At 65.4% G+C, this 14,983-nt stretch carries 15 protein-coding genes and 2 pseudogenes; 8 read left to right on the top strand and 9 right to left on the bottom strand.

Annotated elements, in window-relative coordinates:
* Position 1: 1 nt before the first annotated feature.
* The 3 genes and pseudogenes from CV755_RS09400 to CV755_RS35965 form a co-directional block, all read right to left on the bottom strand.
* On the bottom strand, positions 2-481 hold the full coding sequence (locus tag CV755_RS09400; RefSeq protein ID WP_241561080.1) for a CU044_2847 family protein: 480 nt from the start codon (positions 479-481) through the stop codon (positions 2-4).
* 519 nt (positions 482-1,000) lie between these two features.
* Positions 1,001-1,426: a hypothetical protein gene (locus tag CV755_RS35970; protein ID WP_241561079.1), complete on the bottom strand. Its 426-nt coding sequence runs from the start codon at positions 1,424-1,426 to the stop codon at positions 1,001-1,003.
* 940 nt (positions 1,427-2,366) lie between these two features.
* Positions 2,367-2,564: pseudogene (locus CV755_RS35965) on the bottom strand (NADH:flavin oxidoreductase/NADH oxidase); the annotation flags it as partial.
* A 458-nt stretch (positions 2,565-3,022) separates the two neighbouring features.
* On the opposite strand from CV755_RS35965, the gene CV755_RS09385 reads away from it, so the two are divergent.
* A complete protein-coding gene (locus CV755_RS09385; protein WP_241561078.1) occupies positions 3,023-4,165 on the top strand; it encodes a tyrosine-type recombinase/integrase in 1,143 nt (380 codons plus the stop codon).
* 43 nt (positions 4,166-4,208) lie between these two features.
* Here CV755_RS09385 and CV755_RS09380 read toward each other — a convergent pair whose 3' ends face one another.
* Complete coding sequence (locus CV755_RS09380) at positions 4,209-4,397, bottom strand: helix-turn-helix domain-containing protein (protein WP_109279704.1); 189 nt, start codon at positions 4,395-4,397, stop codon at positions 4,209-4,211.
* A gap of 376 nt (positions 4,398-4,773) precedes the next feature.
* On the opposite strand from CV755_RS09380, the pseudogene CV755_RS09375 reads away from it, so the two are divergent.
* From CV755_RS09375 to CV755_RS34580, 4 genes and pseudogenes are all read left to right on the top strand, one after another.
* A pseudogene (locus CV755_RS09375) lies at positions 4,774-5,034 on the top strand (transposase); the annotation flags it as partial.
* A complete protein-coding gene (locus tag CV755_RS37125; RefSeq protein WP_161968633.1) occupies positions 5,031-5,516 on the top strand; it encodes an IS3 family transposase in 486 nt (161 codons plus the stop codon). The pseudogene CV755_RS09375 and the gene CV755_RS37125, both read left to right, overlap by 4 nt.
* 466 nt (positions 5,517-5,982) lie before the next feature.
* Positions 5,983-7,770 (top strand): reverse transcriptase/maturase family protein, encoded by a 1,788-nt coding sequence (locus tag CV755_RS09365; RefSeq protein WP_109279701.1) that lies wholly within the window; start codon positions 5,983-5,985, stop codon positions 7,768-7,770.
* A 230-nt stretch (positions 7,771-8,000) separates the two neighbouring features.
* Positions 8,001-8,303 (top strand): integrase core domain-containing protein, encoded by a 303-nt coding sequence (locus tag CV755_RS34580; RefSeq protein ID WP_161968632.1) that lies wholly within the window; start codon positions 8,001-8,003, stop codon positions 8,301-8,303.
* 304 nt (positions 8,304-8,607) lie between these two features.
* On the opposite strand, the gene CV755_RS09355 is transcribed toward CV755_RS34580, so the two are convergent.
* The 3 genes from CV755_RS09355 to CV755_RS09345 form a co-directional block, all read right to left on the bottom strand.
* Positions 8,608-8,973 carry an NUDIX domain-containing protein gene (locus tag CV755_RS09355; protein ID WP_109279699.1) on the bottom strand — a complete coding sequence of 122 codons (366 nt, stop codon included), beginning with the start codon at positions 8,971-8,973 and terminating at the stop codon, positions 8,608-8,610.
* A gap of 156 nt (positions 8,974-9,129) precedes the next feature.
* On the bottom strand, positions 9,130-10,041 hold the full coding sequence (locus CV755_RS09350; RefSeq protein WP_109279698.1) for a phosphotransferase family protein: 912 nt from the start codon (positions 10,039-10,041) through the stop codon (positions 9,130-9,132).
* Between the two features lie 33 nt (positions 10,042-10,074).
* Positions 10,075-11,316 carry an NsdA family TPR-like regulatory protein gene (locus CV755_RS09345; protein WP_241561077.1) on the bottom strand — a complete coding sequence of 414 codons (1,242 nt, stop codon included), beginning with the start codon at positions 11,314-11,316 and terminating at the stop codon, positions 10,075-10,077.
* Between the two features lie 299 nt (positions 11,317-11,615).
* Here CV755_RS09345 and CV755_RS09340 point away from each other — a divergent pair, with 299 nt between their 5' ends.
* Entirely contained in the window at positions 11,616-11,969 is a 354-nt protein-coding gene (locus tag CV755_RS09340) for a hypothetical protein (protein ID WP_109279696.1), read from the top strand.
* 20 nt (positions 11,970-11,989) lie between these two features.
* Here CV755_RS09340 and CV755_RS35370 read toward each other — a convergent pair whose 3' ends face one another.
* Both CV755_RS35370 and CV755_RS09330 read right to left on the bottom strand, forming a co-directional pair.
* A complete protein-coding gene (locus CV755_RS35370; RefSeq protein ID WP_193553382.1) occupies positions 11,990-13,168 on the bottom strand; it encodes a helix-turn-helix transcriptional regulator in 1,179 nt (392 codons plus the stop codon).
* A gap of 21 nt (positions 13,169-13,189) precedes the next feature.
* Positions 13,190-13,609, bottom strand: a complete 420-nt coding sequence (locus tag CV755_RS09330; RefSeq protein WP_109279695.1) for an NUDIX hydrolase — start codon at positions 13,607-13,609, stop codon at positions 13,190-13,192.
* 174 nt (positions 13,610-13,783) lie between these two features.
* Between CV755_RS09330 and CV755_RS09325 the strand changes: the two genes are divergently transcribed.
* The gene (locus CV755_RS09325) at positions 13,784-14,575 is read left to right on the top strand and encodes a TauD/TfdA family dioxygenase (RefSeq protein WP_109279694.1); all 792 of its coding nucleotides are present in this window, start codon (positions 13,784-13,786) and stop codon (positions 14,573-14,575) included.
* On the top strand, positions 14,572-14,973 hold the full coding sequence (locus CV755_RS09320) for a DUF6415 family natural product biosynthesis protein (protein WP_109279693.1): 402 nt from the start codon (positions 14,572-14,574) through the stop codon (positions 14,971-14,973). Before CV755_RS09325 ends, CV755_RS09320 begins: the two co-directional genes overlap by 4 nt.
* The last annotated feature ends 10 nt before the right edge of the window (positions 14,974-14,983 follow it).

The following is a 14,983-nucleotide window of genomic DNA, read 5'->3' as shown; positions in this document are numbered from 1 at the left end:
ATCAGTCCTTTTGCTCGTCGTCGGCCTTCCAAGTGGCCGAAATCATCATGGTCGCGTGGCCATTCATCCCCACAATGCCCAACTTCAGGTCTTGGCCGACCTGGATCCCGAACTGAACCGAGAGCTCCTGGGGCGGGTCGGGAACGCTGGTGACAGACCGGTGCACCTCCTCGAGCAGCGGCCCCAGCGGACGCAGCATGGTCCGCAAGCCCTCAGTGGCGACCACGGCGGCGCGACCACGGCCGCGGGACACTGGCGTCACCCTGCCGAAGCCCTCTGGAAGATCCCGAAAATCCTCTTCTTCTGCCGGCCTCCCGGCCTGCTCCGGTTCCCCGATGTCGGATAGCTCCAACCGCAAGACAGAACCGACGAGTTCGAGTTCAAGAGACTCAGACATGAGCACATCCTGTCTGATCAATTTGTCGTACGACGAGGAAATGCGAAAAGGTGACCCACTCGGGGCGCCTTCGGTGCCGGCCATGAGATCAGGATTCCGCACCTCTCTCCCGATGGCGGTAGTGCGCGGCGACTCGACCCGCCATCGGCCAAGCTCGCCCGGAAAGCCGTAGGCCAGACGCCTTCTGCACAGATGTGCCAGAATCGCCACGCACTCCATACGATGCGTCATCGGAATCCGGCTCACCGGAAGGCCATCTGCCCCACGCATCATGGTGCAGCCTGCTCATCAGACCCGTAAAGACTCCATCCCCCGCAGATGCGGTCTCACCTCCTCTGGGGTGGGATCGCGTGGAGTCGGCATCCGCCGGGGCTGGTTCAAAGGATCGATCGCCTGCGCGTAGCCACGTGCCCACTCCAGCCAGCGTCGGGGCGCAGCCGGATCCGCCTCGTCCAAGGCACCGCCCAGCTCGTCGAGACGACGCTCGAGAGCATCGCAGTACTCGCTCAGTGCGGCAGCCTCTCGCCTGCGCCTGGCCTCTTCACAAAGAGTCTCGGCGAGTTGCTCCTGGACAGCTTGCTGTTTGGCTTTCTCCACGGCTGCCTACCAGCGGATCTCGCGTTCCTCCTTGGCCTGCTCCTCGCTCGCCCGGCGCTCGGCATCCTCCAGGGCTCGCGCCTCGATCTCCCCGAGGATCACTCCCAGGGTGTCCTCCAGCGTCGCGCGTTTGCGATCGCGCCAGCGGCCCGGGCGGTTGGTCCGGCCGTGGTCGAGCTCTACGACCAGACGTGCGGCGCGCTCCGGGTTCGTGGACTGCGGGAACTCCTGCCTGACAGTAATGGTGTACGCGAAACCGTCGACGACCACGTCGACTCCGCCCTCGCGCCGCGAGTGATACGACCGGCCCGCCCTCACCTCGTATCCGCGCCGGACCGCCTCGGCGGCCAACGCCTGCAGGATCAGCAGTGACCGGCGGCGCAGCACAGGCGGCATCACCAACCGCTCTTCGTCGTCCCTGAGCACGGCCACGGCCGGATGCAGGGAACCCACTCGCGTGGGGACCGGGACCGCCGGGACGTCCCCTTGTGCCTTCTGGCCGCGTGAGTTGGATGCGGACCCTCCACAAGGAACATCTCCAGGCCCCGGGCGCCGAAGCGGGCTCTCTCGATGCGCCTGCCGTGCGGTTCCAGGCCATGACGTTTTGTGTAGTCGACGACCCGCCGCCATTCCGCGATCTCGTCGTCATCGGGCTCGACAAGGCGGACACGCCCCTTGGCAACCAGCCGCTCCACCAACTCCATCGCCTTCACGCGTCGCGCGCGAGCGACGGGCCGTTCGCTGCGGAGCGTCGGAGTGCGCCCCGGCCCGTAGCCCTGCGCCGCCCGTCGCTCACCGTCGAAGGCACAGTCCCAGCGGACACCGCCTGGTCGCCACTGCCGGCAAACGCCGGGTCGTCGGGATGGTGACCATGGCGAAGAAAGAAGTGGCCAGCCTCAGTGCCCTCCGCACGCGCCTTCCCAACGCCGCGCCCGACGTTCAGGAGCCCGCGGTCGCGCAGGGCATACGCCGACCGCCAGTCGCCCGGCGCCCAGGCAGCAGGACCTTCACCAGCTGCGACCCGGTCGAGAAGCGCGCGTTGCCCTTCGTTCAAGGCGGACCACTGATGCATGAACACCAGCCCACACCGCACCAGATGCCCTGCATAGAGCCGAAAGGGTGGCAGCGAGGCAGTGGGAGTTGCCTGGGACTTTTCTGGGATTTCCGGCTGCGTCCACGGGCACGAGCGCGAAACAGCCGAAAGGCCATTCGCACAGGTCAGCGGCCCACACTGCCCCGTCGCAGCGGGTCATGGCGCTGGCTGGTCTCTTCCGCGACATCTGACCAGCGGGACTCGGTAGGTCTGCGCTCAGCGTCGCTCACCCTTCGTGCCCCATCGAAATACGCCACCCTGACAGGTCCTGACCTGCCCAATTCCCAAGTCCCAGGGGCTGATCCGGCCTTCCGGGGAGACAGCAGTGGCCTCGACCATGATCAGACCAGTACCACCAGCAGCCCGTGCACCGTAGTGGGCGAAGTGCCAATCCCCTGGGACGCCGACATCCGCTCCGGACGCCTCTGCGCTGTACTGGCACAACTCCACCGGGGGTGGCGCCACTCTGCAGCCCAAGGGCGTCTAACCTGCATCGTCGCAGATCAGAGGGTCTTTCCTACGGCCAGATCGATGTGCCGGTCTGGTCAGATTCGACCAAGTCCACTCGGACGCATGCTGACCCTTTGCCTGACTTACCTGACACCTCGTCAGGTCGTGGAGATTGGGCGTGGAGGCGATCCGTCCGCCCGCCGCCCTCTTCGGGTAATGAGCTCGTACGAAGGGTGTCGTATTTCGAAGATCTTCGTAGTACGGTGTGTCCCATACAAAGCGCGGTCGAGTTGGCTGCCAGGTGAACGGAGTCCTTTGTGAGCGCCCTCTACGAGCCGTTTCGGCTTCGGTCGTTGACCATCCCCAACCGGGTTTGGATGTCCCCCATGTGCCAGAAGTGAGGCAAATTTGGCATTGCCGCAGGTCAAGGGCAGGATATCCACCGAGGGGGTCAGCAAAAGGTCAGCATCAGCAGGAGTCACTACATGGCCACTCAGCCCCTCGCCCGCGGCATGGGCACGTTCTTCAAGGAATGCAGCTGCGCAAAGCCCACCCGCTGCCCGCACGCGTACAAGATCAGGTACCGGAACGCGGCCGGCAAGCAGACCGAGGAGTCAGGGTTCCAGACACAGGACGCCGCCAAAGATCGACTCACGGAGATCTACAACCAGAAGCGCACAGTCCCCCAGTCCAAGGCCGAACGAATACAGACGCTCGGCCAGATGCGCTTCGAGGAGTACGCGGAGGCGTGGATCCAGCGCCGCCGCGGGGTTGTCCCCTCCACCATCCAGGACATCAAGGGCCTGCTGAAGAACCACGTATACCCCGAGCTGGGATCGCGTCGCATCAACACCTTCGACTCCCTCGTCATCGAGCAGTACATCGCCACGATGGAGCGGAACGGGCTGGGGCTGGCCGTCCAGAAGAACTCCTTCACCCGCTTGAAGTCCGTGCTGCGGGATGCCTACCGCCGAGGCGCGATCCCCGATGACCCCTTCCTGGACGTCACACCGCCGCAATACAATCCCAAGCGGGCCATAATTCCGACCGTTGGCGAATTGACGCAAATACGAACGGCAGGCGACGACGATGACTTCCGCCTCGTGGTCGACTTGATGAGCGGTTGCGGACTGCGCAATGGTGAAGCGCTTGCCGTCAACGTCAACAATATCGTCGCCGACGACGTGTACAGAGTGACCGAGCAGCTTCGCCACGAGGACGGCAAGCTTGGCAAACTCAAGCATAGAAAGTCGGGAGAATTTCGCGAAGTACCCCTACCCCGAACAACGAAAGACGCAATAGAGAAATACGCGGATCAGCACGGAGTCCTGGAAGGGGGTTACCTTCTCCCGTCCAGGAGAACCGGATCCCGGCTCATGTCCCATAGAACACTGCAGCGCCTGTGGGATTCTGCGAAGGAATCCGCAGCTGTTCCCGACGGTATGACCCTGTACAGCTTGAGGCATTTCTTCGCATCGAACTGCCTGACAAATGGGATACCCATCACGGACGTCGCCGAGTGGATGGGACACAAGAAAATCGAAGTTACATTCAAAATCTACCGGCACTTGATGCCCGGATCCATCAACACGGCCGCGAAGATATTGGACGCGGGCCTGGCAGCCTAAAAGCGTGGCCCCTCTCCGATGTGAAGAGGGGCCACTCAGAGGGTCAGATCCTCCGCTGTTCGAGCCACTTGAGCACGTCGGTCTTCTTGAACTTTATCTTCGCGTTACGACCGCCGCCCAGCTTGTACCCGCGAAGCCCTTGCTTTGGGGCGTCCCGGTAGAGCCAGGACAGGGACACATTCAAGAGGAGGGCAGTCTCCCGGGCATCCAGGAGGATCGGGTCACTGGCCAAAGGGACTCACTCTCCGGTCGAACGTCATCGACCACAACGGGAACAAACTGGCATTGGGTGCTGGGTTCGCTACGACTCCACCGCCAAGCACAGCCGAATGCGAACTCTCTCAATGGTCTCCGCGATCGCGCTTTTGGCCAACGGCTGGTCATGGTCTATATTCCGTTCGCGTTCCTGCCAAGGCTCCGTCTCGGCTGCCCCGAACCAGGTGCCCACTCATTGGCGGGTACCGCATGAAATTCCGCGGCAAAAGCGATAACAACAACCCGCCAACGTGGGCTTGATTCGGTTTGGCCGGCATCCGAGATCAGGGGCATCACCTCGGAAGGATGTCCACTATGGAGAGCATGGGAAGAAGTAGCCGCGTCCTCGCCGCTCGTTCACCCCGGAGTTCAAGGCCGAGATCGTGGAGCTGAGCCAGCGGGGTGACCGCTCGATCAGCCAGATCGCCGAGGACTTCCATCTAACGGAGACCGCGGTGCGGTTGTGGTTCCACCAGGCCGACACTGATGCCGGCCTGAGTGAGGGCAGCGGAAAGGAGGAATTCGATCGCCTGCGCAGGGAGAACCGGCGCCTGCGGGAGGACGCGGAGATCCTCAAGCGGGCCACGGCCTTCCTTGCGGCGGAGACCCGGTGAACGTGCACCCATTCATCGAGGCGGAGAAGCAGGCAGGCCACAGCATCAAACGCGCCTGTGAGCTGCTGAAGGTCTCCCGGGCCGCCTTCTGCGCCCGCGCCGTGGGCCCCCGGCCCCCGCGCGTCCGTGACGCGGAACTGACCGAGAGAATCACGCACGTCCATCAGGCGTCCCGCGGCGTGTATGGTGCCCCACAAGTCCATGCCGCTCTAAAGCGCGAGGGCACCGTCTGCCGCCGTCGATGCGTCGCGCGACTCATAAGAGCCGCCGGACTGACGGGGCTTCACCGCCGACGGCGTCGCCGCACCACGATCCCCAACCCACGGACCTTAGCCCAGCTCGACCTCGTGGGCCGTGACTTCCAGCCCAATCCCACCGCGCTCGACACCCGTTTATGCGGCGACATCACCTGCATCGTGCGCCGTGTGGCGGTTCGTCGTATCCCCTACTCAATAGGGAGGAACTTGGAGGAACATTCCTAGGTCACCCGGCTTACCCAGACGCGAAAGCGCGATGGGGACCAGAGCATGCCGGGAAAGCGGTGGCCGTCTGGAGGCGTCCAGGGCGGGGTGCCGCAAGACCTGCGCGATATGGCCAAGGCTGGATTGCTTGAAGCCTAATTCCCAGCGGCGTAAGTGATCGCCCGTCGGAATGACGCCCGAAACCGACGCCTCGTCATGTCCCGGAATGGGAGGTAGTCCGGGGCAACCTCCATGACGGAGGGCACCGCCCAGCGAGGGCGGCCAAGGGGATGAATGGGCGGCCTGTGTCGCGCTCGACACGTACGACGAATACGTACCACGGGATCGCCTACGGGGCGCGAGCCCTATGGCGACGGAGTGCTCGTAGTAGTCGCCGGAGTAACGACCGGCCACGAGGTCCGGGAAAGCCGGAATGAGGGCGAAGGGGCACAGGTGGTCGGATGTCCAGTGAAGGGAGGTACGCGTAATGCAGAACGCCGAAACGGTACTGGACGTCATCCGCAAGCGAGGAGAGCGAGGACTGCCGGTGGAGAGACTCTACCGGCAGCTGTTCAACACCCAGTTGCATTTACTGGCCTACGGACGCATCTACGCTAACAAGGGTGCGATGACGCCCGGGGTCACCGAGGAAACCGCTGACGGAATGTCACTGGAGAAGATCGGCAGCATCATCGACGCTCTGCGTGCTGAACGCTACCGATGGTCCCCTGCCCGACGGGTCTACATCGAGAAGAAGGGGTCAGCGAAGAAACGCCCGTTAGGGCTTCCGACTTGGTCGGACAAACTGGTCGCCGAAGTTGTCCGCCTTCTCCTGGAGGCTTACTACGACGTCCAGTTCTCTGACCGTTCTCACGGTTTCCGCCCTCGCCGGGGCTGTCACACGGCGCTTACGGAAGTGGCCCGGACCTGGCGGGGAGTGCACTGGTTCATCGAGGGTGACATCTCCGACTGTTTCGGCAGTCTGGATCACGAGGTGATGCTCAAGATCCTGGGAGAGAGAATCCATGACGGTCGCTTTCTGCGGCTAATCCGGGCCATGCTCAAAGCCGGGTACCTGGAGGACTGGCGGTGGAATGCCACACTCAGTGGTTCGCCGCAAGGCGGCGTGGCTTCCCCGGTCTTGTCCAACATCTACCTCGACCGGCTGGACCGGTTCGTTGAACAGCACCTGCTGCCGGAGTACACCTCCGGCAGGAAGCGCCGGGCCAATCCGGACTATCTGGCTGTCCAGCACGCGATCGCGAAGGCCAAACGCCACGGGGACCGGGAGGCAGCGCGGGTGCTGCGGCACCAGCGGCGCTCTTTGCCCTATGGCGACCCGAACGATCCGGGCTATCGACGGTTGCGATACGTCCGGTACTGCGACGACTTCCTGCTGGGGTTCGCCGGCCCCCGGCATGAAGCCCAGGAAATCACGTCACGAATCCGGACCTTCCTGAATGAGCAACTCAGGCTGGAACTCTCCGAATCCAAGACGTTGATCACGCACGCAACCAGCCAGGCGGCGCGCTTCCTGGGATACGAGATACGGGCACTTCACGCCGACACAAAGATCACCGACGGACGCCGGTCGATCAACGGCACACCCGCGCTCTTCGTGCCGGAGCAAGTGATCCGCACCAAGTCCGCGCTATACAAGAAGAAGGGGAAACCAGCCTCTCGCGGGGTACTTCTCCACGACGAGGACTTCTCCATCGTCGCGAAGTACCAGGCCGAATACCAGGGCCTCGTCCAGTACTACCTCCTTGCCCAGAATGTGCACCGCCTGGGCAGGCTCCACTGGACCATGGAGACCTCGCTGCTGAAGACCCTGGCCAACAAGCACCGAAGCTCAGTCCGGAAGATGTCTCGGAAATACCGGGCAACCGTCCAGACACCGCACGGACCGCGCCGCTGCCTGCAAGTCACAGTCGAACGCAACGAGGGGAAGAAACCACTGGTCGCCCGCTTCGGCGGAATCCCCCTCAAACAAAAGCGCACTGCCACGCTCACCGACGCCCAACCGGTGACAGCCCCCGCCTACAACGAGCTGATCCGTCGGCTCCTGGCCGAGTGCTGTGAGCTCTGCGAGACCCGCACGGATCTGGAAGTCCACCACATCCGCCGCCTCGCCGACCTCAAACAGCCCGGGCGCCGGGACAAGCCCGCCTGGATCCAACTCATGGCACGACGGAAGCGCAAAACCCTTGTGCTCTGCCGGACTTGCCACGACTCGGTCCACGCTGGACGCGTATCCACACCCTTGCGGAAGTAACCACTGGAGAGCGGAATGCCCGGAAACGGGCACGTTCCGTTCGGGAAGGGGCCGTCGGAAAAGGACCCGCACCACGGGCACCTCGTCGGCGGCCTACTTCACCCCACCGACGAGGACTGGCTTTACCTGGCCACCGTCATCGACATCGCCTCCCGCCGCGTCGTCGGCTGGGCCACCGCCGACCACCTGCCTTGCGCGCGGCCTGCCATCAGCGACGCCCACCCGGCTCGGTGGTCTTCCAGTCCGATCGCGGCTGCCAGCACACCAGCCGTGGCCTGGTCCGGTTCGCCGACAAGTTCAGGATCCGGCTGTCTGTCGGCCGCACGGGCCAGTGCTGGGACAACGCGCTCGCCGAGTCGTTCTTCGCCGCCCCGAAGAGGGAACTTCCCTGCGACCGCCCCTGGCCCAGCCGGGCCTCCGCGCGCACCGCGATCTTCCAGTGGGTCAAGGGCTGGTACAACCTGAAACGGCTGCACATCACTGTCGGCTACCGCAGCCCCGCCGACGACGAAGCCGCCACAGCAGCGGCCTGACCACCACACCGATGATGTCCGTCAAAGCGGAACGAGCTCACGCACCACAGGCGGAATCCTGCGAGACGACAGACCGTTCAACTCTCATCGCCGACAGACCTACCGGCCATGGATGTCCTTGTTCCCGCGGATGGCGCCCGGATGCCGTCCGGATCACTCCACGTCCCCGGCGTAGAAGGCATGCAGGTGCCCGGCGGTGGCTTGGGCTACGAGGCCGGGAAGCAGGGCCTGGAGGAAGGGCGGGATCATCCGTAGGCTGCGTACTCGGTCAAGCGGCATCCACTCGACGCCGGTCTGAGTGTCGTCATGGAGGAGGCCGCCGAGCCGGTCGGGATTCGTGGAGGATGTCGCACCAGAACACCGCCTCGACTCGGTGGTGACCGGTCTCGGACGGGATTGTGATGGGGCTGTCGGGGTGGTTGCCGGCGATGTGCTCGCGCAGGATGAGCATGGGTCCGGCTTTGACGCGTACACCGGTCTCTTCGAGGACTTCGCGCTCGGCGCAGGCCGCCAGTGTCTCGCCGGGCTGCTGGCCTCCGCCGGGGAGCCAGTACGTCTGGATATGGGGGTCAGGCCAGGTCCCGCGGGCCAGGAGTACGTGCTCGTCCCGAACGGCCAAGGCGGAGGCGGCGTTGCGCAGGTACGTGCCGTTGGAGGGTTGGTCAGTCACCCCTAGTAGTGTGGCCCAATGATGGTGTCAGCGTGGGCGGTTGGCGGATGTCCAGCCGAACGATGCTTGGCACTCTGCGCGAGGACACAGCACTCCCCCAGGCGTCGCCATGGACCGGCCCTGCGGTCACGACGCGTCCTTCGGGGTTGGCTCGTTTCACAGGATGTTCCAGGCGAGTTGAGGGTCTTCGCAGCGCAGTCCGGAGATGCGGCGCTCGACTTCCGTGAGAGTTCCGGGGGCATGAGCCGCCTTGCGGGCGTTGGTTGTGATCATGCGTAGCTCGCGCAGGTCCCGCAGTACGCGGTAGCCGGGCCATTGGGTGACGTCGATTCCATAGGCGTTCGCGAACTGGCGGTAGTGAGCCGGGCCGTGGCCGAATCGCCGGCAGTGGATTTCGACCGTGGCCAAGTCCCATTCGGGCTGACCGTAGGCGACGGTGTCCCAGTCGCACAGCACTGCCCCGCCGTCTTTGGTGTGCAGTGCATTTCGGTGCTGCGGGTCGCCCTGCACTACGCCTTCCGGCAGCATGAAGGCGACTTGGGAGAGTTCATCGGCCAGTCGTTCGGCACGATCGGCGAGAAACAGCAGAGTCTGCGGAGGAAGGGACGTCGTGGCGGCCAGCGAGCTGCGGATCGCCTCGACCACATTCAGTCGCCTCAGTCGAACCGGTGGATCGGTCAGTCGATGCAATTCCCGCAGTGGAGCCGCAAGTTGGACGGCGCTGACCGGATGCTCGGGCTGCGGCAGGTAGGTCCAGAAAGTCACCGCATGCCCGTCAACGACGACAGGCTGCTGGGCCACGGGGTGCAGGGGGGCGGTGGGGAAGTTCTGCTTCATCAGCCACTGGACGAATGCGACTGTCCTGACCACGCCTGTCTCGTCCGACCCTCGTCGGGCGATCTTCACCACCACCGGCTCCGTGATCAGGCGCACAACCGCGTTGGTGTGCCCCCGCAGCCGGATCGCACCGGTGCAGTCGAGGCCGACTCGCGTGCAGGCGCGCTCCAGCACGTGGTGCATCTCGGTGTCGTCGAAGCCGCCGAAGGTGATCGTCGTTGGTGCCGTCATAGGGCTAAGGCTGTCGGAGACGGGCGGCCGGTGTCACACCTCCCCGGGCGGAAGCGCCAGAATTTCACCTAGGGCACGTGCTGCCGCTGCTGTTCGTATGGCCGGCGGCAGGACAGCGATCACGTGACGGGCTCGCGCTCCCAGGATGGGCGTCCGGTGAGGCTCAGGAACGCCAAGGTAGGTCGCCTGGGCGAGTTCGCATGCTTCGGTGGGGTTGTGATCCTGGGCCAGACAGATAGCTTCTTCGAGCCGGAGCAGCGCCGGGTCGATGCCTGTACGGTCCGGGTACAAAGCCAGTGCCTGGCGCTGCACCTTGCGGGCCTGTCCGCTGCGGCGCAGGTGTGTGTAGGCGCCGCTGAGGTAGAGCAGCAGCCGTCGCTCGGGGAAGGCGAAGGCATCCTCTCCTCCTGTGTCCGGGGCGCGGTCGAAGATGCTCTGGGCTGTGTGGATCGCGTTGTTCGCGGCCTCGGTGTTTCCTCGCCGAGCGAGCGCTCTGGCCTCGGCGGCCGCAGCCAACGCGCCTGTCGCACGAGGGCGGTTGTACAGGAGGAGCCGGGCCTCGCGTGCCAGGGTGATGGCGGCCTCCAGGGGGCCGTAGTAGTAGGGAAGCATCGCGGCCTGGGCGCGTACACGGGCGCGCAGGTCGATGTTTCCGCTGTCATCGGCGGCGGTGCGGGCCGTGGCGTACCAGGCCCTGGACTGGCGTAGCACGCCCAGTTTCATCAGGGCATCGGCGATGAGGGTAGCAAGTATTGCGGTCATTTCGGAGAGCCGCACCTGAACGGTGGCAGGCTGGCGCTCGGCCGACAGGGCCTGTACATCCCGCAGTTCCGCGAGGAGTAGGGACAACATGGGTTCCGGGGGTATGTACAGGTATTGCCGGCGGAGGTACATGATCCGTTCGTCGAGCAGGTCGAGTTGCGGGGGGCTGACACTGGCCGACGCCAGGGTCCGGTCCACCGATCGACGTGCGTCGTCCAGCAGATGGTCAAATGCGTTCGCCGCCTGGTGCGAGGCTGCCGGCGCACAAGAGGCAACTCCGCGAGGCGTTGGCACATTGTCCGGGTCCACCGCAGCCCCGGGTTCTCGTCGGGGCGTGGTGCGGTAGTCCCCAACGAGGCCAAGCCCGCGGGCATCTGTCTGATACAGGCGACACAGCAAGTCAGCAATGACCACTTTCGGGCTGACCGCGCCTGATTCGTACTGGGATAACTTGTCGATGTCCAATTTGGGTGCTGCCGGATAACTGCCGTACATGAGTCTGTACTCGGCCACAGCGGCTTCCAGGGACAGTCCCCGTGCCAAGCGGTGAGCACGGAGTCGGCTCACACCGCAGCAGGCGTGGATCTCATCCACCAACCGCTCGGTCGGCCAACCGCTTGCCGCACCTCGCTCACGCCAACGCTTCGCACAGGACGGGCGGTGATCTTCTGCCACGGGCGCTGCCTCCCAAATGTTCGTCCTGGTGATGGCGGAGCGTAGCCAGGGGTTCCTCGGCTGGGGGCTGAGATTCGCGGTTTTCCCAGAAGATACAAGGTCGCCTCACCCAAGTCTTTGGTGTTTTAGGGGAATTCGTGGTTTCCCCGGATGGCCGCTCCGGGCGGCTGGACCTCACTCTGTCCTTCCGCCGCGCTCCCGCGTGGCCCCCCGCCACTCAACTTCATGATGCCGAGGCCGACATGATGAGCCAGAGCAGCACCTCCACTCACCGTCCAACGCTTCAGCAGCGCCTGTACCAGAGCGTTCGCCACCTTGCCAAGGAGCCCTCGGAGCAGCAGCGCCAGCCGGATGACGAATCCGCTGATGCGGAGCGGTTCCGCACCGAGCACGGCGACGCGAGGAATTGGAGCAGTCGCGACTTCGAGGACTACTGGGACCTCGCTCGCGCGATGCCCGCCGCCGACCGCAGCCCAGAGAGCACCCGATGACAGCGGATAGGGCGCTAAAGCTACGCCGCCATCTCCCGCCGCATCCTGCCCAGGGCCTCGCCCGCTGCCGCCTGGATGTCCGGCAGGCGCCGGCCGGCCGCGCGCATGACGCGTTGCAACTGGTGCGGCAGCCGCTGCACGACCGCTTCGCCCACCGCGGCGTTCAATGCCTCGGCCGCTCCAATCCGGTCCTCACCGACGAGCCGGACCTGGGCAACGGTGATCAGCTCGATCACGCGCCACTGCGGTGCCACGGTCGTCGTCAGCGTCGGCTGCTCCTCCACCTGCCTTATAGCCAAGGCTGCTCGGTCGGTGGCGAGCAGTCCGCGCAGGCGGATTTCATGGAGTGCGTAAGGGTTGAACAGCGAAGTGTGCGCGACCGTGTCGAGCATGCTGTCCGTTTCACGCACGACGGCGTCGAACAACTCCTGGTGTCCCAGCGCCCCGGCCGCGCGGGCGAGCAGCGGAAGTGCGGCAGCACGGTCGTCCACCGTGGGTGCAATGGCTGCGGCATGGCGAAGGCGTTCCACGGCAGCGCCGCGAAGGCCCGCCTTGCGCAGTTCGTTGCCATGCATGCGCAGTGCACCGGACACCATGGCAGGGTCGTTGAAGTGCCGAGCGGCTTCCAGGGCTTTGGCGGTCCAGCGGGCGGCGGTGGCGAGGCGTTCTTCTGGCAGCACGTTGCCAAGCGCCACGCCGAGGCCAACGCGGGCGTGGGCGAGGAGGCGTACGGTTTCCCGTTCGGCATGCCCGTCCTCGACGCGAGCTTCAAGACGGGCGACCAGCGGCCAGAGCTCGGAGACGGCTTCGGAGGCATGCCCGGACTGGCGTGCGATCTCGGCCAGGCGCACGGTGGATGCGCCGAATTGCAGCATCGAGCGGTGGTCGGTGTCCGCAAGGTCAGTGACGCCCAGGACGTGCGGAGGCAGCCCCAGGCGTGTGGCAACCCGGCGGCGCGAGCCGACGTCGTCCAGGGAGCGCTTGCCGAGCTCCAGCGCCGAGATGTAGGTCTTGTCATAGCCGAGGAGCTGGCCGAGTTCGGTCTGGTTGAGCCGGTGCACCGACCGGTGGAACTGAAGGATCTGCCCAAGGTCGCGGGTGGCGAGTACGGTCTCGGCCTGCGGGGTCGCCCAGTGCCACACCACATGGCGGGCGGCGGGGCGGGGAGGCGGAATGCCGCCACTGGCCTGGTCCGTCATGGCGCCGCCCTTCGGTGTTCGTCAGGTGTGGCGTTGTCCGTACCAGGTGGCGATGGCGCGCTTGTATCCGTCGGGCATGTGCAGTCCCGGCACCTCGTCGGCGGTGAACAGCCCGATTTCCTTGTGCTCGAGGCTGATGACCGGTGTGCGGTCCGCGGTCAGCACACTGCAGCCGTATGTGACGATCAGGACCCGGCGGCCGGGGATCGGCTCGTAGATCCACACGCCGCCGTCGATGAGCGGGCCGGCCTTCACCTCCCACCCGGCTTCCTCCCGCAGCTCCCTGGAGAGGGTCGTCTCGGGGCTGTCGTCGCCGGGTTCGAGCCGGCCGCCGGGCAGCTCCCATTCCTCTCGCTCGTTCTTCAGCAGCAGCACGCGCTGGTGGATATCGAGGGCGACAGCCTTGATGGAGACGGGCCAGGTCGGGGGCGTGTAGGTCATCGCTGCTGTCCTTCGCGGGGCGTCGCCAGTCCAAGAGCCGTGCGGAACATAGCACGCCACCGACAACTCACCGATGTTGTAGGCGAATTGTCTGAGTCGACTATCTGTCGCTGTACCCCGCGGACGGCCAGCGCTGACCCTGGCCGCATCATCCGCGTCGAGAGGAGTACACACATGCGCAAGGCCGATCCGTTCTGGTCCCATTACCTCCACATCCACTCGCCGCGGGCTCAGAAGGTGATCGAGGAGCGGTTACAGCAGTCCGGGCTGGTTATCCTCGACGGGTTCTCCACCCGGCGTGCGGTCATCGACTTCGCCGAGCGGATCATGGACCTCACCCCGCATCGCGACAGCGATCCGGACGGCCTGACAACCATCCGCGATACCCGGCGCCACGCGCATCTCGCCGGGTACGCCGGGCTCACCAACGGGGAAGTCGCCCCGCACACCGAACGCGCCGGCATCCCCACTCCGCCCCGACTCATGCTCATGGTCTGCGGCACCCCTGCCGCCCACGGCGGCACCTGCCTGTTGACCGACGGCCGCAGCGTGCACACGGAGATCGCCGCGCGGATGCGCGAGGTGGCCGTGGCTCTGGCCAAGCCCCGCACCGCCTTCTTCGGTGCCGCCGATGGCCACGCCACCCAGGTGTTCACCGAGCACCCCGACGGCCGGGTGTCCCTACGGTTGCGGCTCGACGGGCTCGCACGGTTCAGCCCCCTCGTCCAGCCCCACCTTCCGATGCTGCGAGCAGTCCTGAGCACCCACCAAATCCCGCTAAAACTCGCCGCCGGCCAGGGCTACCTGCTGGACAACCATCGCTGGCTCCACGCCCGCACCGCCTTCACCGGGCTGCGCCTGTTCTGGCGAGCTCTCGGCGAGCCCCGTTTCGTCCTGCCCCGCGGATTCGCCCCCCTCTCAGGGTTCGCCACGCCATCCGCGACAAGCGCGGAGGGCCTGTCATGAGCCCGACCCAGATCACCCGCCGGATGAAAACCCACGACACCGAGGCAACCGTGCCCGAGCTCCCGATCGACATCGACGAGATCCAGACCACGATCCGCACCACCCTCGACCGTCTCCCGGACGCCACCACGGCCGAACCCCTGCTGCTCAGCCTGCGCGGCCACATCCAGCTGCTCCTCCCCGAGATCGAGGCCAAGGACTGGGAGCGGCACGGACAGGGCATGCTGATGCGCTTCCTGACCGAATCGGTGCGCGAGAAGTTGACCGAGGAGCCGGTGAGACCGGTGGTGGCGCGCTGCCTCTACGCACAGCAACTGGCGCGGGTCTGCCGCAGCCTCCTCCACTTCGCCCAGGCCGATCCGGAAACGGTGCGGCTTCCCCAACAGGTGTTTCCATGAGCGCCCGTCA

This window comes from Streptomyces orinoci, assembly GCF_003121295.1.
GTDB classification, from domain to species: domain Bacteria; phylum Actinomycetota; class Actinomycetes; order Streptomycetales; family Streptomycetaceae; genus Streptomyces; species Streptomyces orinoci.
The sequence above is the reverse complement of the archived record's forward strand: the minus strand, read 5'-3'. Positions and strand labels throughout refer to the sequence as shown.